Raw genomic sequence first — 19,647 nt, 5'->3', positions numbered from 1 at the left:
AGTTGCCGGTTTGTGTTGCTGTTGGTCCGGGGGTAGGGTAATCACAGATACACTTTTCCATTGTTTGCAGAGAGGGAAGCATGCACAAGGTGAGCCTGAAGAAACGCATTTTCCTGCCGCTGATCGTAGTCGGCCTGGTTGTCGCTGTGACCGGCATCTTTTTCGTTAACCATCTGGAAGAGCATCAGAAAAACGATGTCGTATTGCAGGAGGCTGAATCCATACAGAGCCACCTTCAGTCGGCGCTGGACAGCAAGGCTGAAGTGATGGCAGCGAGTCTGGGTTTTATCGTACAGAACAGAGATATTATCGCTGCCCTGCGAGCAGGTGATCGCCAACGACTGCTGAAGCTGGCGGCACCAATATACCAGCGTTTGCATGCACAATATAACATCACGCACTTCTATTTTCACAATGCCCAACGCGTCAATCTGCTGCGCGTGCATAAACCGGAAAAATATGGCGATACGATTAATCGTTTCACAGCACTCGGTGCCGAGAAGAGCGGTGCCCTGTTCTCCGGTATAGAGCTGGGACCGCTGGGGACCTTCACGCTACGTTCGGTACTGCCCGTATTTGATAGCGGGAAGCTGATCGGCTACATGGAGTTGGGGCAGGAGATTGATACTCTTATTCAGCAAACGCGTGCCATGTTCCATGTGGATTTGCTGATGCTCATTGATAAACAGTACCTGGAGCGGGGGGCATGGGAAGAGGGAATGCGTATGCTGGGTCGTCCATTCGACTGGAATATGCTTGCTAGCAAAGTGCTGATCTCACAAAGTCTGAATGAGATCCCTGTCACGACATTGAACAGGGTGGCTGCTGTTCCTGCGCAGGAGGGCATCTCCATAGGGCAGGATATCATATTGCATGGACGAACCTACTGGGCCGGGATCATTCCCGTGCATGATGCCGGAGATCGCCCGGTAGCTACGTTGGTCGTGTTGCGCGATATGACGCAGATCATCGCCCGTTTGCACACAGAGTTTCTGCTCTTTAGCTCTGTTCTTGCCGTCATGGGGCTGTTTGTTTTTTCGCTGTTTTATCTGATTCTGGGGCGTACCGAGCGGGCGCTGAGCGAAAGCGAGGAGCGGTTTGAGAAGATCAGTGAATCGGCTCAGGATGCGATCATCTGCATGGATAATGATGGGAATATTTCCTTCTGGAATCAGGCGGCCGAAACGACTTTCGGTTATGCGCAAGAGGAGGTTATGGGGAAGAACCTGCACACATTGATTGTGCCGGAGCGTTTTCGTGATGCTCACCTCAAGGCATTTCCTCTGTTCCAGTCTACAGGACAGGGGTCGGCTCTCGGTAAAACATTGGAGCTGGCAGCTATTCGCAAGGACGGTACGGAGTTTCCCATTGAAATTGCGCTTTCATCCACCCGTATTGCAGGTAAGTGGAATGCTGTTGCTGTGCTGCGGGATATTACCATCCGTAAGCAGGCTCAGCAGGAGATTGAGTTGACGCTACATGTCCAACGTGTCCTCGATACAATACTGAATATCTCGCTGCCACCCCTTACGCTAACGGAAGTGACGCTTAAGGCGCTTGATGCCATTCTTTCTATTCCTGCCTTTTCACTGTTAAGCCAGGGATCGATTTTTCTTGTTGTTAAAGGTGAGAGAAAGCTGGAAATGGTTGCGCAACGCAACCTGCCAGATTCCCTGTTGCAGTCATGCGGGATGTTGCCATTTGGTCGTTGTTTGTGCGGCAAGGCTGCAGCTACCCGCCAGCTCATTTATGTAAACCATCTGGATGAGCAGCATGAGATAGTCTATGACGGCATTCAGCCACACGGCCACTACTGCATTCCGATTGAGACAGAGGGAGAGCTGTTTGGTGTGTTGAATATCTATGTTGATGTGGAGCATGTCAGTGATGAGAGTGAGAAGAAGTTCCTGAAAACCGTGGCTGACACACTTGCTGTTGTTATTGAGCGCAAGCAGAGCGAGGAGAGGCTGCAGCAGCTGGCCCATAATGATATGTTAACCGGCTTGCCCAATCGAACGCTGTTTTACGACCGTTTGAATCAGGCGCTGGCGCTGGCACAGCGGCACAAGCAGGCGTTTGCGGTGATGTTTCTCGATCTGGATCACTTCAAGGAGATCAATGATACATTGGGTCATGATATGGGTGATCTGCTGCTCAGGGAGGCAGCGACCCGCCTGCGTTCCTGCGTACGCAGTATGGATACGGTTGCGCGTATGGGTGGCGATGAGTTCACCATTATTCTAACCGAGACAGCAGTGCGTGAGGCTGTAGAGAAGGTGGCTGAAAAACTGCTGCGGGAGCTACAGCAGCCGTTCAGCCTCAATGGCGAGATTCGCCATGTCGGCTGCAGTATCGGCATCGCCCTCTATCCGAAGCACGGACTGGATAGTGAAACACTGATCAAACATGCGGATATTGCCATGTACGATGCCAAGCGAGAGCGGAACAGTTATTGTTTCTTCAGCGACAAGCGGTTGTTATAGGTTATCGCTGCAGTATCATTTTTTAGTGCAGTTTAATCATCCAGCTCTGCATTGTGATAGACCTTCTGTACATCGTCACAATCATTGAGTGCATCGAGAAATTGCTCAAATACTACCGCATCATCGCCACTGATATGGGTCAGCGTCTGCGGCTCATAAGAGATCTCCTCGACTTCAAATTCGATCCCCGGCATGGCTTCGTTTAGCGCAGTCTTTACCTTGAAAAATTCGGTGTTGGGGGCAAGCACGGTGATCATGCCATCTTCGCATTCGATGTCGGTGACATCAACGTCGGCCATCATCAGTGTTTCGAGGATCTCATCTTCATCGTCACCCTTGAAGACAAATACAGCCTGATGATCGAACATATGGGCAACAGCACCCGGTCCGCCCAGTTTGCCGTCATTTTTGGTGAAGCACTGGCGCACATCGTTGTATGTGCGGTTATGGTTGTCGGTAAGGCAGTCGACGATGACCATGCAACCGCCGGGTCCGAATCCCTCATAGCGCGCACCGACGTAGTCTTCACCGCCGCCGCCTTTAGCCTTTTCAATGGCGCGTTCAATCACATGGGTCGGAACCTGATCTTTTTTTGCCCGCTCAATCAGGGCGCGCAGCGCAAGGTTGCCATTGGGGTCGAAACCGCCGTTTTTGGCGCACACATAGATTTCCCGACCATACCTGGAGTAGACCTTGGTCTTGGCCCCGGCGGTTTTAGCCATGTCTGCCTTGCGGTTTTGATACGCTCTTCCCATATGAATATCTCTCTCTTTGATTCTGATAACTTTTATCCGGACAAGGGCACAAGAGCCCTGCTCATCAGATGACGGGCGCAATGTTAGTCAAGAATGACACGGGATGGTACCGGTTGATTTTTTTCACCTTTCCCTGTTCGGAGTGCATGCCGATTCCAGCTGGGAAGCAGTAGAGCAGTGGTTAGGTTCTACGCGGCTTTATAGTTATTGAACCTGCCGGGAGGATGCAGGATAAATATGTTGTTTTTTGGCTTATAATTTCGGGGAAGTGTTGAGTTATACTTGCCGTTATCAGGGCAGTTTGTAAGGGTATGCCTTGCTCGTAGTTGCGTGTGTATTTTGGCTGGAAGTACAGAAACGGTAGTTGGACCAAGGGAGTTTTGATGAAAGCTGTGATTCTGGCCGGAGGGTTGGGTACAAGGATCAGTGAGGAGACCCACTTAAAGCCCAAGCCGATGATTGAGGTCGGCGGCAAGCCGATTCTCTGGCATATTATGAAAACCTACAGCGCTCACGGTATCCATGACTTTATCATCTGCTGCGGATATAAAGGGTATATGATCAAGGAGTATTTTGCCAACTACTACCTGCATACCTCTGATGTGACGTTTGATATGGCCAACAACGCGATGGAAGTGATTCAGAATACAACCGAACCGTGGAAGGTGACGCTGGTGGATACGGGTGAGGACTCGATGACTGGCGGGCGCTTGAGGCGGGTGGCCGACTACCTGGGTGATGAGGATTTCTGTTTCACCTATGGTGATGGTGTTTCCGATGTGAATGTGTCTGAGTTGATCCGCTTCCATAAAGCGCAGGGTTGCCTAGCTTCTGTGACTGCTGTGCAGCCACCCGGTCGTTTTGGATCACTGGATATGAGCGGCCATAAAATTGTTGATTTTGAAGAGAAGCCACACGGCGATGGTGGCTGGATCAATGGCGGTTACTTCGTACTCTCACCAAAGGTAATTAAGCGGATCGATGGCGATGCAACCTCATGGGAGCAGGCTCCCTTGAGGGGGCTGGCGGCCGATGGTGAGCTGGCAGCATTCAAGCATGATGGTTTCTGGCAACCGATGGATACCCTGCGCGACAAAACACATCTTGAGGAGCTATGGGCGTCAGGCGAAGCACCCTGGAAGGTTTGGTGATGACACCTGAGTTTTGGAAAGGGAAGCGCGTCTTTGTAACCGGTCACACAGGCTTCAAGGGTAGCTGGCTCTGCCTGTGGCTCGAGTCACTGGGGGCAGAGGTCACCGGTTATGCATTGGCTCCTGCTACTTCTCCCAGCCTGTTTGATGCAGCCAATGTCGGCGACGGTATGGTGTCTGTGATTGGGGATATTCGTGACAGGCATGGCTTGACTCAAGCCATGCAACAAGCCCGTCCTGAGGTGGTTATTCATATGGCGGCTCAGGCGCTGGTGCGCTACTCCTATCACCACCCGGTTGAGACCTATGAAGTGAATGTGATGGGTACCGTCAACCTGCTGGAGGCTGTTCGCGGCTGTGACTCTGTGAAGAGTGTGTTGGTGATTACCAGCGACAAGTGTTATGAAAACAGGGAGCGGGAAGCGGGCTATCGGGAAGATGAAGCCATGGGGGGCTTTGACCCCTACTCGAACAGTAAGGGGTGTGCCGAGCTGGTTGTATCTGCTTACAGGCAGAGTTTTTTTGATGAAGGTAACAACGTGGGGCTGGCAACTGCCCGGGCAGGAAATGTGATTGGTGGCGGAGACTGGTCAGCTGACAGGTTGATTCCCGACATGGTGCGTGCTTTTACTGCAGGTGAGAGTGTTGTGATACGTAACCCCGGTGCAGTTCGTCCTTGGCAGCATGTGTTTGAGGCGTTGCATGGGTATCTGTTGCTGCTGGAGCAGATGGCTGTTCAGCCTTCTGTATTTTCGCAGCCCTGGAATTTCGGGCCGGCTGATGCTGATGCGCGCGATGTGGCCTGGATCGTCGGACAGTTTGTGCATACGTGGGGCAATGCCGAGTGGCGGGTTGAGCCGGATGCGGCCAACTTGCACGAAGCACACCTGCTCAGGCTTGATTGCAGCAAGGCCAGGCGTGAGCTGAACTGGGAGCCGAAACTGCAATTGGAACAGGCGATAGCGGGGATAGCAGAGTGGTATCGAAGTTTTTATGAAGGTTGTGATATGCGTGCGCTCTCTCTGGAACAGTTGAGTGAATTTCAGGGTCGGACTGACTGACGGTGACTGATACTTTCAATATTTCCTCCGTTCCTTTTGACTCTGTGAGTCATTGCATATGAACCTGCTTCCTACAAAGATAGCTGGTGTTCAGGTTGCTGAAACAATCCGGATTGCAGATCAACGTGGAGCATTCGCGCGTTTCTTCTGTGAGAATGAACTGGCGCCTGTTTTGGGTGAGCGGCATATTGTGCAGATCAATCATTCACGAACGAGTCAGCCGGGTGCTCTTCGCGGCATGCACTATCAGCATGCTCCGCATGCCGAAATGAAAATGGTGCGCTGTATTAAGGGGCGGGTGTGGGATGTGGCGGTAGACCTGCGCCGGGATTCACCAACATTTCTGCAGTGGCATGGGGTTGAATTGTCGGCAGAAAATGACCTGATGATGGTCATTCCCGAAGGTTGCGCGCACGGTTTTCAGGTTCTGGAGGCGGAGAGTGAACTGCTCTATCTGCATACGGCCCGTTATACGCCGACATGCGAAGGTGGTATGCGTCATGATGATCCGCTGATTGATATTGCCTGGCCGCTGGCGGTCACTGATATCTCTGATCGGGACCGGTCACACCCGTTGTTAGATGAGCATTATTCCGGAGTTAAATTATGAATTGTCGTCATTGCGGCAAAGTATTGCAGCATCAGTTTCTGGATCTTGGGTTCGCGCCGCCATCCAATGCCTATCTAAACCCGGCGGATCTGCATGCGCCTGAGCTCTATTTTCCGTTGAAGCTGCATGTTTGTGATAGCTGCTGGCTGGTGCAGACCGAGGATTATGCGCGTTCGGATGAGCTGTTTACTGAAGACTACGCCTATTTCTCATCGACCTCTTCCGGCTGGATGCGGCATGCAAAGGAATATTGCGGCATGATCAGCGATCGCCTGCAGCTGAATGAAGAGAGCTTTGTGATCGAAGTGGCATCAAACGATGGCTACCTGCTGCGCAATTTTGTCGAGGCGGGCGTTCCCTGTCTGGGGGTTGAGCCGACAGCCAGTACTGCCGATGCAGCAGAGCAACTGAATATCCCTGTGATGAGGGAGTTTTTCGGTCAGTCACTGGCTGAGAATCTTGTTGCCGAAGATAAGCAGGCTGACCTGATTCTGGGCAATAATGTCTATGCCCATGTCCCTGACATCAATGATTTCACCATGGGGCTAAAAACTGCGTTGAAGCCGGGCGGCACAATCACACTGGAATTTCCACACCTGCTCAATCTGATTCAGCTTAACCAGTTCGATACGGTTTACCATGAACATTACTCCTATCTGTCGCTGTATAGCGTACAGCGCATTTTTGAGCGCGCAGGTTTGGTTGTATATGATGTGGAGCAGCTGCCTACCCACGGTGGCAGTCTGCGGATTTACGGTTGCCATGCTGATGCCGGTTTCGAGGTCCGTGCTGCCGTGCATGCCGTTCTGGCTGCAGAGCTTGCTGCCGGCATGCGTGATCTGGATGTCTACCTGGCTTTCCAGCCGAAGGCTGATCGTGTGAAAAACGATTTGTTGTCGTTTTTGATTGAGCAGAAGCGCTCGGGGAAAACGGTCGCCGCTTATGGTGCTGCGGCCAAGGGTAACACATTGCTTAATTATGCCGGTGTGAAGCCGGATTTGTTGTCATTTGTCTGTGATGCGGCTGCCGCTAAGCAGGGTAAGTACATGCCAGGCAGTCACATTCCTATCCTGTCCCCCGTAGCGATGGCTGATTATAGACCAGATTTTGTTGTCATCTTGCCGTGGAATATCAGTGAAGAGGTCATGCGCAATAATGCCTTTGTGCGTGAGTGGGGCGGACAGTTCGTGACCGCAGTGCCGGAGCTAAAGGTTCAGTGATATTGCAGCTTGAAGATAGCCCTTTGATTAGCTCTGTCGCTGGGACTTGATGAGGTGAAACGCGTTATTGTTACCGGAGCGAGCGGGTTTATCGGTCGTTATACACTGCCGCAGCTGGTTCAAGCCGGTTTTGAAGTGCATGCGGTGAGTCGGCATCCTGACCCCGAGCCATGCGAGGGTGTGTTCTGGCATCATATCAACCTCATGGATGAACAGTCTGTTGCAACGCTGTGCTCAAGCATAGAGGCCAGCCACTTGTTGCATCTGGCGTGGTATACCGAGCATGGCGAGTTCTGGCATGCTGACGAAAACCTGGATTGGGTAGCTTGCAGCCTGCATTTGCTTAAATATTTTGTGCACCATGGTGGCCAGCGTGTAGTGATGGCGGGCAGCTGTGCCGAATACGACTGGCACGGGGTGGGGCTATGTTCTGAGGAACAGACACCTTGCAATCCGGCGACGCTGTACGGTGTAAGCAAGCATGCACTGCATCAGGTTGCAGCAGCTTATTGCTCTAATCATCAGGTAGAGCTTGTCTGGGGGCGTGTGTTCTTTCTCTATGGGCCGGGTGAAACAGGCAGTCGCTTTGTGCCTGCAGTTATCAATGGTCTTCTGCAGCAGGAGATAGTGCCGTGCTCCAGCGGGCAGCAGGTAAGGGATTTTATGCATGTTGCAGATGTGGCAGAAGCATTTGTAGCTCTGCTTGCCAGTGAGGTGTGCGGAGCTGTTAATGTCGCTTCCGGAGAGTCATGTAGGCTGAGGGAAATTGGTGAAGAGATGATGCGTCAGATCAGAGGGCGTGGCGTTGTTGAGTTCGGTGCTTTGCTGGATCGTCAGGGCGATCCGGCCGTATTGACAGCTGATGCTACCCGCTTGTGCGATGAGCTAGGCTGGAGACCAACCTATTCACTGGAGCAGGGCTTAGCTGAAACAATTGCGTGGTGGAAGCAGAGACAGGAGAAATATGATGCAAATTAATGGCTGCCCCTTGTGCGAGTCGCGCAATCTATCGCAGTTTTTATACCGACCTGATGTGCCTGTGCATCAGAATCTGTTGATGAGGAGTCGCCAGCAGGCCAGAGATATTGTGCGTGGTGATCTTGCCATGACTGTCTGTGCCGATTGCGGTTTTGTATTTAATGCCGTATTTGACCCTTCAAAACTCAATTATGGAGAGAGTTACGATAACAATCAGGGGTGCTCTTCCAGTTTTCAGCGACATCTGGATGATCTGGTTGGTCTGCTGATCGATAGCAAGGGCGTCCGTGACAAGCAGATTGTTGAGGTCGGTTGTGGCCAGGGGCAGTTCCTTCAGCGTCTTGTGCGGGAGGGTGGAAACAGCGGCGTCGGCTTTGATCCGAGTTATACCGGGCCAAAGGAAGTGCTGGAAGGTCGCATGCGCTTTGAGTCGCGATATTATGATGAAAGTTGTACGGCTGTGCCTGCTGATGTGGTGATTTGCCGGCATGTCATTGAGCATGTGCCTGACCCGGTGGCGCTGCTCAGATCGGTACGTGCCGCTATCGGTGAGCGCAGCAGTGCCAAGGTCTATTTTGAAACACCGTGCGTGGAGTGGATTTTGAGTAATGGTGTGGTATGGGATTTCTTTTATGAACACTGTTCCCTGTTTACTGCAGAATCGCTTTCAACCGCATTCGAGATCGCTGGTTTCCGTGTAGATGAGGTGCGACATATTTTTGGCGGGCAGTATCTGTGGTTGGAAGCAAGTCCGGTTGCGTCTGTAGTTACGCTGGATGGGGCGAGGATATCGGAGCTGGCAGCCTCTTTTTCCAGCGAGGAGAAGCTGCTGTATCGTGACTGGCAAGGTAGAATTGCGGGCTATGCCCGAACTGGACGCGTAGCCTTGTGGGGTGCTGGTGCAAAAGGTGTTACATTCGCCAATCTTATTGATCCGGGATGTGAGCTGATTGACTGCCTTGTTGATTTGAACCCAAACAAGCAGGGAAAGTATGTGGCGGGAAGCGGTCATGCTATAGTTGATCCGCTGCAGCTTGGGGAGCGGGGAGTGACGGATGTGGTGCTGATGAATCCGAACTACCGGGATGAGAATCAGATAATTTTAAAACAGGCTGGAATTAGCCTGAATATGATAGAGTAGGGTGCTATGAAATTAATCATTGATACAGACAACAATACACTGACCCGCGAGGAGAACGGTGAGTCCGTAGAGCTGCCGTTGTACAGCAAGAAGGCCTTTGAAGAGATCAGCCGCCAGTGGGTGCGCGTTGGCTGGAACGAGAAGTACCAGTACAGCTTTAGCTGGATGGGGCGCCCTATTATCCAGTTGCCGGAAGATATGATTCGTACCCAGGAAGTGATCTGGAATGTTAAGCCGGATGTGATTATTGAAACGGGCATCGCGCATGGCGGCTCCCTTATTTATAACGCCAGCCTGTGCAAGGCGATGGGCAAGGGGCGTGTCATTGGTGTGGATATTGAAATTCGCCCGCATAATCGTGCTGCTGTTGAGGCACACCCGATGGCTGAGTTTATTACCATGATTGAAGGCAGCTCAACAGCCCCAGATATTGTTGCCCAAGTGAAGTCGCTGGTTAAGCCGGGAGAAACCGTACTTATCATTCTGGATTCCTGCCACACCAAGCAGCATGTGGCGGATGAACTGGAAGCATACCATGAGTTGGTGACTCCAGGTTCCTATATCGTGGCGACCGACGGCATCATGTATGATCTGCATGATGTGCCGCGCGGTGAGACTGACTGGGACTGGAACCACCCTACAGATGCAGCCAAGGAATTTGCCGCGGCTCACCCTGATTTTGTAGTTGAACAGCCTGCTTGGCCGTTTAATGAAAGTGAGCTGTCTGAAAATATCACGCATTGGCCGGGAGCTTGGTTGCGCAAGAGGTAAGCTCCTCGCATGTCCCTGGTCAGGAAGAATATCATCGCCAACCTGTTAGGAAGCAGCTGGGTGGCCTTGATGTCTATAGCGTTTGTTCCTCTATATATCCATTTTATGGGGGTGGAGTCTTACGGGTTAGTTGGGTTTTATCTGACTCTGCAGGCTGTATTTGCTGTTTTGGATATGGGTTTGACGGCAACAGTGTCCCGGGAGCTTGCTCGCTTATCTGCTACAGATGACAGGCAGGATATGCATGACTTGGTGCGCACGCTTGAATTGGTGTACTGGGGCATTACGATTGTCATTGTTGTTCTCATTGGCTTGCTGGCGCCGTGGATTGCAAGAGAGTGGCTTAATGCCAGTACATTGTCGGAAGAAACTGTACAGCTATCACTGATGTTGATGGGGGCAATGATTGCCCTGCGTATGCCCTATGGCTTCTATGGGGGCGGATTGCTTGGGTTACAGCGACAGACGTTGCTAAATGTAATCAAGGTGGTTGTGGAGACATTACGCAGTGGTGGTGTTGTGTTTGTACTCTGGTTGGCGAGTTCGTCGATTGTGGCGTTTTTTCAGTGGCAACTGGCTATCACGGCTGCAGGTACAGTGTGGGTGGCTGTGGCGCTATGGAAGAGTCTTCCGCTTGCTGCTTTAAAGGCTAGCTTCCACTGGTCCATTTTTCACCGCTTATGGCAATTTGTTGCAGGTATGAGTGTCATAGCAATATTGTCCGTTGTCCTGATGCAGTCAGATAAAGTTTTATTGAGCAAGTTGTTGCCTCTGCAGGAATTCGGTTATTACATGCTCGCATCTACAGTGGCGATGGGGTTATATGTGATTGTCGGACCTGTTTTTGCAGCTGTGTATCCACGGTTTTCTCAGATGGTATCAGCTGGTGAAGAGCAGGGTTTGATTCGGTTATATCATAAAAGCTGTCAATTTATGACAGTGCTTGTGATGCCCGTAGCTGCTGTAGTGTGCGTTTTCTCGACTGATTTGCTTTTGATTTGGACTCAGAATGAAGAGATTGCACACAAGGCGGCTCCTATTTTGAGCCTGCTGATTATCGGTACATCATTGAATGGAATGATGAATATTCCCTACGCACTCCAACTGGCGTATGGGTGGACAAGGCTGGTTGTATACATAAATGGGGCCGCACTGATTGTATTGATTCCGGGATTGATTGTTGCTGTGAACGCACTTGGTGCTATAGGCGGTGCTCTGATCTGGGTGTGTCTGAATGTAGGCTATATACTGTTTGGACTTATTTTTATGCATAGGAAAATAATGACTGATGAACTGGCTAGCTGGGTGATCGAAGATTTTGCGGTGCCTGCGCTGCTGTCATTTGTGGCTGTTATTTTTAGTTGGTGGGTAATGCCGGATACATTAGTGCAATGGCAGCGAATTGTTTGGATTCTCATGACGGGATTGCTTTCTGTATCCGTGGCATTAATGGCCGCCTCGGCGGTGAGAAGAGATTTGATAAGATGGTACCATAGCACTGTTTAACCCGAATCTTATTTTTATGCTAAGGTGGTATTGTGTTTCAATTGGAGTTGGTTGAAAATGTCTAAAATACATAGTATTTCTATCGGCATGCCTGTTTATAACGGCGAAGCTCACTTGGTACAGGCTATAGAATCGCTTCTCGGTCAAAGTTTTACTGATTTTGACCTGATTATTGCGGACAATGCTTCGACTGACAGAACGGATGAACTTGCGGTGTCGTTGGCAGCTAAGGATTCCCGGATTCGCTATTACAGGCATGAAACGAATTTAGGTGCAGTTGCAAATTTTGACTTTGTCTTAAAGCAAGCGACAGGTGAATACTTTATGTGGGCTGCTTATGATGACATTTGGGATTCACACTGGTTAGAAAGGATGGTTAAGGGCTTTGAAACACAGGGAGTCGTATTGTCCTTTGGCAAGGTAGTAGCGGTTAATGAGACTGGAAGCACAATCCGTGATTGTGGTACGTATGTGTTTTCGAAGGATCGACTACAAAGGCTTATTAAATATTTTTGGATGGAAGAGTATAGTGGCAAAGCCTGCCTGATATACGGCCTGTTCAGGACCTCTTTCCTGAATCAAAATAAATCCTTTGTTGATTTTAATGTGAATAACTTTTCTGATATGTTGTTTGTATTCCACTGTTTGAATTACGGTACGGTACATATTGATCCGTCTACAGTGTTTTATAAGCGTATGCCGCCGGAAAATCAGGGAAAATTTTCTTTGAGAACGAAAGTTCTGAATTCAGTCTTAATGATGGATCGAATAAGATATTATGTGGGCCATATAGCAGAAGCCAGCCATGTTATTGATAAGTTGGTTATAGTGTTATTGTTGCCCTTGAAATATGTGAAAGCAGTCGTTTCCAATATTTTTCGCATGGTGGTTCGATGAAGGTTGAATATGCAAAAGCTAGTTGATTATCGTTCAAACATTTACTCCCAGTTTGGAGAGGATGGTATTATTGAGCGAATTTTCGAAACTATTGGTACGAAGTCGAAGCTGTGTGTTGAGTTTGGCGCCTGGGACGGTTTTCATATGGCCAACACTGCGAATCTCTGGACAAAGTCCTGGAGAGGGGTGTTGATTGAAGGCAATCAAAGGCGTTATAAACGGCTGCTGAAAAATGTTAGTGAATATAACTGCAGCTGTATTTGTGCATTTGTGCAGAGTTCGGGTGATTCAACTCTGGAAGCCTTATTGGATAAAGAAGGGGTCACGGAGCAGATTGATCTGCTTTCCATCGATATTGATGGCAATGACTACTATATCTTTGAGAGCCTTAAAACGATTCGCCCGAGAGTGGTTGTGTGCGAGCATAATCCAACTATTCCAGCTGAGATTGATCTGGTCGCGGCAGAAAACAACTACTTCGGATGTTCTGTTTCTGCGCTGGTCAGAGTGGGAGAGTCGAAGGGATATAAGTTGGTTGCAGTGACCGAAACGAACAGCTTCTTTGTATTGAACGAGTATGAGGAATTGTTTGCAGATTATGAAACGCGTTTGGAAAAAATAAAGAATGACCGCTACGTTACATACTTCATCACCAGTTACTCAGGTGAATATGTTTTGTCTAAAACAGATTTAGCTTATGGTGCATCCTTTCCTTACAAAGGGAAACTTATCGGAGAGCATACAAGAATCAGCTTTCACTCTACCCTGTTGCGGCCGGTATATGACCTGATTAGAAAGGCCAAGGACTTTGTGCGGGAGCAGTTGAAGTAAGTGATGGAACCATATGAAAAGGCCTATTACGACTACCAGACCCAGGCACGAGGTCTGCTGACTGAAGATAGTTTGTTAGCCCGATTCAGGAAGCTGGGAAAATGGTATGACGGAAGATTGAAGCGCTATTTGCCCGTGGATAAACAGGCCAGGTGTCTGGATGTGCCGTGTGGCTTTGGGAATTTTCTTTACTTCCTGAAAGGCAAGGGATATCAAAATATTCAGGGCATTGATCTGGACTCAAAGCAGGTGGAGCTGGCGAAACTGGTTGGCTTACCCGCCGAACAGGGCGATGCCTTTCAAATCCTGTCCGGTGAAGGAGCTTCGTTCGACTTGGTCACTTCTCTTGATTTCATTGAACATCTGGATAAAGGCAAAGTGCTCGAATTTCTATCACTCATATACGATGGTCTGAAGCCAGGCGGGACAATAATCCTCAGGGCGCCGTGCGGTGATGGTCCATTCGGTGCCCATGATGCATGGAATGATCTGACCCATCAGTGGGGTATGACCTCCAATGTTGTGCGTACCCTGCTTGAGATGCATGGTTTTGAGCAGGTAAGGATTCTTGATGAACGGCCGCAACCGGGGGGTATCGTGGATACCCTGCGCTGGCTGGTCTTTTTCCCGGCAAAACTGCTGGCAGACGGTTTCTGCATTGCACTGGGTATGCGTCCTCCGGCAACCTGGTCCCGTTCGATGATTGCTATTGGTTATAAGCCGAAATGAGCTTTGCCATTACGTACATATGAAAGTCCTCTGTGTCTTCGGGAAGAAAAATTAATTATGAGGTGCCGAAACATTAATGCAGTGGCAACTATTGACGGCATTGATGGGAACTATAGTTGTAAGAAAATATACTGTTAACTATACTCTTAAGCTATTTGAGTTCAGAAGGCTTGTTGTCAAAGGCTAGAAAGATAAACAAGCATGTTTTGCGTTTTCCAAAATCGCGTTGCATTTAGGATGATTAATGAATTTACATAATTGGCTTGAAATAGCTTGGCCCGTACGATGGTCTGCTTTGATCTTAGCTGTTCTTGTTTGTATTTTTCCCTTTCTTGGCATGGTGTATCTGGTTTTTGGTAACTCTCCTGCTCAGCCATGGGTAACTCGGACGGTTATTGTTGTGTGTTTTGTTGTTTGGTTTTATAAAACCAGACCATATAAATTGCAGGGTGTAAAATGGACACGGTTTGATAGTGCTATGCTGCTGTTCTTTGTTTTTGCCCTTGTTGGTTACCTTCGTGTAGATGGGACAAGTAATATATTACTTTATTTTACGGTTCTGAATTTGTTGCCATATCTTATTGGGCGATTCACGCCAGCAGAAGAGCAGGATTCGGCTTTTGTGTATATTGCTTTGTTTGCCTTATTGGCCTTAGTCTTCTTTACTGTATCTTTGCCGGAGTTGTTTTATCAATGGGAATCCATGCCATGGTTACAGCACCCCATTTTGTATGGGAAAGTAAGTACAGTGGGGGGGATGGACGTTGTCATGGGAAGTCTTTCTATCTTGGCGACAGGCTTAATTCTGTTTACTTCAATTGTTAAGAATTATCGAACATTGTTTGTCGGTCTGTTGAGCGTTATTGCAGCCACAACCAGCCTGTCTCTACTGATCTCTTCCAGATCGGTAGTGTTTGCAATGATTGCGGTTATATTATCAATGATGGTGTTGCCTTGGAGGCGGGCCGATAACGTTAATAAACTTTGGATTATTGCTGCGATTATAGCTGGCGTGGCTTTGGCATATATTACGGCACCGGAAAACACCAAGCGTTTCTACGGACAGTGGGATGTAGCCGATCTTGTGAAGGCTGCTGAACTCCAAGGGGTTCCTCATGGGTATGGGTATGGTGAAGTGGATCCTACAAATAGCGCTGCTGTCAGGCTGGTTTTGTGGGCTAGGGCATGGGAGAATATCAAAAACAACCCTGTGCTAGGTATTGGCGCAAGGTCATGGAGTTACAAGGATCCTCATCCGCATAACGTAATAATTGAGTCGGCATTACTGTTTGGGCTTCCATCAGCAATGGCGCTGGTTATATTTTTTTTGTTTCTTATGAACTGTGTCTTGAGGAATTTTCCTAAAATGCTTGCGCAGAACCAAGCCGTTACTGTCTCGATAGTGTTCCTGCTGCTATTTTACCTTATTTTAAATATGACCCAAAGTCAGTTAGGATCATTCAGAAGCTTACCTCTATTCCTCCTCAGTGGATTTGCGGTCGCATGTTTATCCAGTTTGTTGCAGAAGCAGAGAGGTGATCTGTTTAATGACTAAGGCTGGCCTCTTGTGTGGTAAGTCAGTCCAGTCATTGCGGGGTCAAACATATCAAAATATTGAATTAAGTATTAATGATGGACCGGATTAACTACTATATTGGCTATGTGGAAAATACGGAGCATTTTCTTGATAAGGTAGTGATGGTCAGTGCTCCCTATAAAGTACGTCAAATATTTTCCGAATAATTACCCGATGAAGGTTGAATATGCAAAAGCTAGTTGATTATCGTTCAAACATTTACTCCCAGTTTGGAGAGGATGGTATTATTGAGCGAATTTTCGAAACTATTGGTACGAAGTCGAAGCTGTGTGTTGAGTTTGGCGCCTGGGACGGTTTTCATATGGCCAACACTGCGAATCTCTGGACAAAGTCCTGGAGAGGGGTGTTGATTGAAGGCAATCAAAGGCGTTATAAACGGCTGCTGAAAAATGTTAGTGAATATAACTGCAGCTGTATTTGTGCATTTGTGCAGAGTTCGGGTGATTCAACTCTGGAAGCCTTATTGGATAAAGAAGGGGTCACGGAGCAGATTGATCTGCTTTCCATCGATATTGATGGCAATGACTACTATATCTTTGAGAGCCTTAAAACGATTCGCCCGAGAGTGGTTGTGTGCGAGCATAATCCAACTATTCCAGCTGAGATTGATCTGGTCGCGGCAGAAAACAACTACTTCGGATGTTCTGTTTCTGCGCTGGTCAGAGTGGGAGAGTCGAAGGGATATAAGTTGGTTGCAGTGACCGAAACGAACAGCTTCTTTGTATTGAACGAGTATGAGGAATTGTTTGCAGATTATGAAACGCGTTTGGAAAAAATAAAGAATGACCGCTACGTTACATACTTCATCACCAGTTACTCAGGTGAATATGTTTTGTCTAAAACAGATTTAGCTTATGGTGCATCCTTTCCTTACAAAGGGAAACTTATCGGAGAGCATACAAGAATCAGCTTTCACTCTACCCTGTTGCGGCCGGTATATGACCTGATTAGAAAGGCCAAGGACTTTGTGCGGGAGCAGTTGAAGTAAGTGATGGAACCATATGAAAAGGCCTATTACGACTACCAGACCCAGGCACGAGGTCTGCTGACTGAAGATAGTTTGTTAGCCCGATTCAGGAAGCTGGGAAAATGGTATGACGGAAGATTGAAGCGCTATTTGCCCGTGGATAAACAGGCCAGGTGTCTGGATGTGCCGTGTGGCTTTGGGAATTTTCTTTACTTCCTGAAAGGCAAGGGATATCAAAATATTCAGGGCATTGATCTGGACTCAAAGCAGGTGGAGCTGGCGAAACTGGTTGGCTTACCCGCCGAACAGGGCGATGCCTTTCAAATCCTGTCCGGTGAAGGAGCTTCGTTCGACTTGGTCACTTCTCTTGATTTCATTGAACATCTGGATAAAGGCAAAGTGCTCGAATTTCTATCACTCATATACGATGGTCTGAAGCCAGGCGGGACAATAATCCTCAGGGCGCCGTGCGGTGATGGTCCATTCGGTGCCCATGATGCATGGAATGATCTGACCCATCAGTGGGGTATGACCTCCAATGTTGTGCGTACCCTGCTTGAGATGCATGGTTTTGAGCAGGTAAGGATTCTTGATGAACGGCCGCAACCGGGGGGTATCGTGGATACCCTGCGCTGGCTGGTCTTTTTCCCGGCAAAACTGCTGGCAGACGGTTTCTGCATTGCACTGGGTATGCGTCCTCCGGCAATCTGGTCCCGTTCGATGATTGCTATTGGTTATAAGCCGAAATGAGCTTTGCCATTACGTACATATGAAAGTCCTCTGTGTCTTCGGACAACATAATTATGGTGATCCGGTGCGCGGCTTGGGGTATGAATACACAAATTTTATGCCCGCGCTGAAGAACCTTGGCCATGAGGTGTTGTTTTTTGAAAGCCTGAACAAGGCGGCATACTCCGATTATGCAGAGATGAACCGGAAGTTGCTACAGTTGGTCGAAGCGGAAAAGCCAGACCTGATCTTCTGCGTGTTGATGACCTATGAAATCTGGTTGGAGACACTGCAACTGGTCCGAGAAGGCAGTGATGCAGCCCTGATACACTGGGCGACAGATGACTCATGGAAATATGAGCAGGCATCAAAATTTCTGGCTCCGTTATTCGACCTCCATGCTACGACTTACCCCTCAGCCATGGCAAAAGCGGAAAAGGACGGGCTGGATAACTTTGTCCTTAGTCAGTGGGCCGCGGACTCATCCCGCATGACCCCTCCTCTCAGGGCAGACCTGTGTCGTTACCCGGTCAGTTTTGTCGGCTCCACGTATGGCAATCGGAAACAGTGGGTTGAGTTGTTGAAGCAGCGAGGTATCCATGTGGATGCATTCGGTTACGGCTGGCCTAATGGGCCGGTGGCAGCCGAAGATATTGCCGGGATTATGCGAGAGTCTCAGGTCAGTCTGAATTTCGGTGATTCAGGCGTGGTGATTGAGGATGGTAAGCCAGTGCGCAGTCGGCAGATCAAGGCACGTGTCTTTGAAGTGCCCGGAGCGGGTGGCCTGCTGGTTACAGAAAAAGCAGAGCACTTGGATGAATATTATGTGCCGGGCGAAGAGATTATTGTTTTCGATGATATCGACGATCTGGTTGAAAAAACTGAATACCTGCTTGCCCATCCGGACAGGCGTGATGCCATTGCACAAGCCGGGTATGCAAGAACCAAAGCCGAGCACAGCTATGAGTCTCGTTTCGGCCCTCTAATTAAACTGGCTGTTGAGCGAAGAGCTAACCGTCCTGCTGCAGCAAAGCAGGGGATTGATTTTTGCCGGTTTGAAAACATCGCGAAGTTGTACCGGCCAACATTTTTACTTTACCTACTAAAAGTTCTGGTATTGCTGCCGTGCCTGCTGGTGTGGGGGAAGCAGCGTGGTCCTCGAGCAGCAAGGCGCTTCCTGTTTGAGTTCAGCTGGCGATACATGGGAAAAAAAACTTATTCTGCAACGAACTGGGCGGGGCGAATTTTTTACAAAGAGAGTTAAATGCATAGTCTGCTAGCCTTGCAACTAGACGGGAGTTGATATGAATGTTCTGGTATTGGGTGGTAGCGGGTTTATCGGTTCGCATGTGGTGGATCATCTGCTTGCAGCTGGCCACAAGGTACGAGTATTTGATCGCGCGCCGGAGCGTTATCGAACTGCTTTAAAGCAAGTTGAATACAGGCTTGGTGCTTTTGACGATACATTTCAGGTGGCTGAGGCATTGCAAGGCATGGATGCTGTCTGTCATCTGATTAGCACCACGGTGCCCGGCACATCCAACCTTGATCCTGTCGCTGATGTGCAAAGCAATCTGATCAATACACTTTCATTACTTGAGCAGATGAGAAATAAAGATTTGCACAGAATTTTATATCTCTCATCCGGCGGTACAGTATATGGAAACCCGCAACAGTTCCCGATTAGCGAAAGTCATCCGCTGAACCCGATTAGCTCGTACGGTGTTGTGAAGGTGGCGATCGAAAAATACATGAATATGTATCAGCAGTTGTATGGTTTTGAGCCGATTATTTTGCGCCCATCCAACCCTTACGGTTCCAGACAGGGACATGCCGGCGTGCAGGGCTTGATCGGAACCCTGCTTGCCAGAGCGCTGTCGGGCGATACGCTCGAAATCTGGGGCGATGGTTCTGTCATTCGTGATTATATGCATGTCAGCGATCTTGCCCGTTTATCTGTGGCAGCGCTGGAGAGTGGGCACAGTGGCGTGTTTAATGCTGGTAGCGGCGAGGGGCATTCAATCAACGATATTATTGGCTTGATTCGCGATATCATGAGTGAGGAGTTGCAGGTAAATTACTGTGAGGGTCGGACCTTTGACGTAAAAGAGGTAGTGCTCGATATCAGCCGTGCGAAGGAGACATTCGCATGGCAGCCCGAAATTTCACTTTCCGCTGGCATTAACGAGCAACTGCAATGGTTGAGGACGTTGTGATGCGA

18 protein-coding genes are annotated in these 19,647 nt (G+C 49.0%); 17 read left to right on the top strand and 1 reads right to left on the bottom strand.

Features of this window, described 5'->3' with window-relative positions; all coding sequences use genetic code 11:
* Positions 1-80 precede the first annotated feature (80 nt).
* Positions 81-2,483, top strand: coding sequence for a diguanylate cyclase domain-containing protein (locus tag SPV1_RS13720; protein WP_009851835.1), 2,403 nt, complete (start codon positions 81-83; stop codon positions 2,481-2,483).
* Between the two features lie 32 nt (positions 2,484-2,515).
* On the opposite strand, the gene SPV1_RS13715 is transcribed toward SPV1_RS13720, so the two are convergent.
* On the bottom strand, positions 2,516-3,238 hold the full coding sequence (locus tag SPV1_RS13715; RefSeq protein ID WP_009851834.1) for a YebC/PmpR family DNA-binding transcriptional regulator: 723 nt from the start codon (positions 3,236-3,238) through the stop codon (positions 2,516-2,518).
* 383 nt (positions 3,239-3,621) lie between these two features.
* Here SPV1_RS13715 and rfbF point away from each other — a divergent pair, with 383 nt between their 5' ends.
* From rfbF to SPV1_RS13635, 16 genes are all read left to right on the top strand, one after another.
* Positions 3,622-4,389, top strand: coding sequence for a glucose-1-phosphate cytidylyltransferase (gene rfbF, locus SPV1_RS13710; RefSeq protein WP_009851833.1), 768 nt, complete (start codon positions 3,622-3,624; stop codon positions 4,387-4,389).
* Positions 4,389-5,450: a CDP-glucose 4,6-dehydratase gene (gene rfbG / locus SPV1_RS13705; protein ID WP_009851832.1), complete on the top strand. Its 1,062-nt coding sequence runs from the start codon at positions 4,389-4,391 to the stop codon at positions 5,448-5,450. Before rfbF ends, rfbG begins: the two co-directional genes overlap by 1 nt.
* A gap of 58 nt (positions 5,451-5,508) precedes the next feature.
* Positions 5,509-6,060: a dTDP-4-dehydrorhamnose 3,5-epimerase gene (gene rfbC / locus SPV1_RS13700; RefSeq protein ID WP_009851831.1), complete on the top strand. Its 552-nt coding sequence runs from the start codon at positions 5,509-5,511 to the stop codon at positions 6,058-6,060.
* A complete protein-coding gene (locus tag SPV1_RS13695; RefSeq protein WP_009851830.1) occupies positions 6,057-7,280 on the top strand; it encodes a class I SAM-dependent methyltransferase in 1,224 nt (407 codons plus the stop codon). The genes rfbC and SPV1_RS13695 overlap by 4 nt, the downstream gene beginning before the upstream one ends.
* A gap of 54 nt (positions 7,281-7,334) precedes the next feature.
* Positions 7,335-8,258, top strand: coding sequence for an NAD-dependent epimerase/dehydratase family protein (locus SPV1_RS13690; RefSeq protein WP_009851829.1), 924 nt, complete (start codon positions 7,335-7,337; stop codon positions 8,256-8,258).
* Between the two features lie 79 nt (positions 8,259-8,337).
* On the top strand, positions 8,338-9,399 hold the full coding sequence (locus tag SPV1_RS13685) for a class I SAM-dependent methyltransferase (RefSeq protein WP_196795149.1): 1,062 nt from the start codon (positions 8,338-8,340) through the stop codon (positions 9,397-9,399).
* A gap of 6 nt (positions 9,400-9,405) precedes the next feature.
* Positions 9,406-10,170: a cephalosporin hydroxylase family protein gene (locus SPV1_RS13680; RefSeq protein WP_009851827.1), complete on the top strand. Its 765-nt coding sequence runs from the start codon at positions 9,406-9,408 to the stop codon at positions 10,168-10,170.
* A 9-nt stretch (positions 10,171-10,179) separates the two neighbouring features.
* Positions 10,180-11,676: an oligosaccharide flippase family protein gene (locus tag SPV1_RS13675; RefSeq protein ID WP_009851826.1), complete on the top strand. Its 1,497-nt coding sequence runs from the start codon at positions 10,180-10,182 to the stop codon at positions 11,674-11,676.
* 57 nt (positions 11,677-11,733) lie between these two features.
* Positions 11,734-12,573 carry a glycosyltransferase family 2 protein gene (locus SPV1_RS14050; RefSeq protein WP_009851825.1) on the top strand — a complete coding sequence of 280 codons (840 nt, stop codon included), beginning with the start codon at positions 11,734-11,736 and terminating at the stop codon, positions 12,571-12,573.
* A 9-nt stretch (positions 12,574-12,582) separates the two neighbouring features.
* Entirely contained in the window at positions 12,583-13,404 is an 822-nt protein-coding gene (locus SPV1_RS13665) for an FkbM family methyltransferase (RefSeq protein WP_009851821.1), read from the top strand.
* A 3-nt stretch (positions 13,405-13,407) separates the two neighbouring features.
* Positions 13,408-14,133, top strand: a complete 726-nt coding sequence (locus SPV1_RS13660; protein ID WP_009851824.1) for a class I SAM-dependent methyltransferase — start codon at positions 13,408-13,410, stop codon at positions 14,131-14,133.
* Between the two features lie 244 nt (positions 14,134-14,377).
* A complete protein-coding gene (locus SPV1_RS13655; protein ID WP_040882034.1) occupies positions 14,378-15,688 on the top strand; it encodes an O-antigen ligase family protein in 1,311 nt (436 codons plus the stop codon).
* Positions 15,689-15,896: 208 nt separating this feature from the next.
* Positions 15,897-16,718: an FkbM family methyltransferase gene (locus tag SPV1_RS13650; RefSeq protein WP_009851821.1), complete on the top strand. Its 822-nt coding sequence runs from the start codon at positions 15,897-15,899 to the stop codon at positions 16,716-16,718.
* 3 nt (positions 16,719-16,721) lie between these two features.
* Positions 16,722-17,447, top strand: coding sequence for a class I SAM-dependent methyltransferase (locus SPV1_RS13645; RefSeq protein ID WP_009851820.1), 726 nt, complete (start codon positions 16,722-16,724; stop codon positions 17,445-17,447).
* A 97-nt stretch (positions 17,448-17,544) separates the two neighbouring features.
* The gene (locus tag SPV1_RS13640) at positions 17,545-18,690 is read left to right on the top strand and encodes a CgeB family protein (RefSeq protein WP_196795148.1); all 1,146 of its coding nucleotides are present in this window, start codon (positions 17,545-17,547) and stop codon (positions 18,688-18,690) included.
* 40 nt (positions 18,691-18,730) lie between these two features.
* Positions 18,731-19,642: an NAD-dependent epimerase/dehydratase family protein gene (locus tag SPV1_RS13635; protein WP_009851818.1), complete on the top strand. Its 912-nt coding sequence runs from the start codon at positions 18,731-18,733 to the stop codon at positions 19,640-19,642.
* Positions 19,643-19,647 lie beyond the last annotated feature (5 nt).

The organism is Mariprofundus ferrooxydans PV-1 (assembly GCF_000153765.1).
GTDB classification, from domain to species: Bacteria; Pseudomonadota; Zetaproteobacteria; order Mariprofundales; family Mariprofundaceae; genus Mariprofundus; species Mariprofundus ferrooxydans.
Note: the sequence above shows the minus strand (reverse complement) of the source record. Positions and strands in the feature narration are given on the sequence as shown.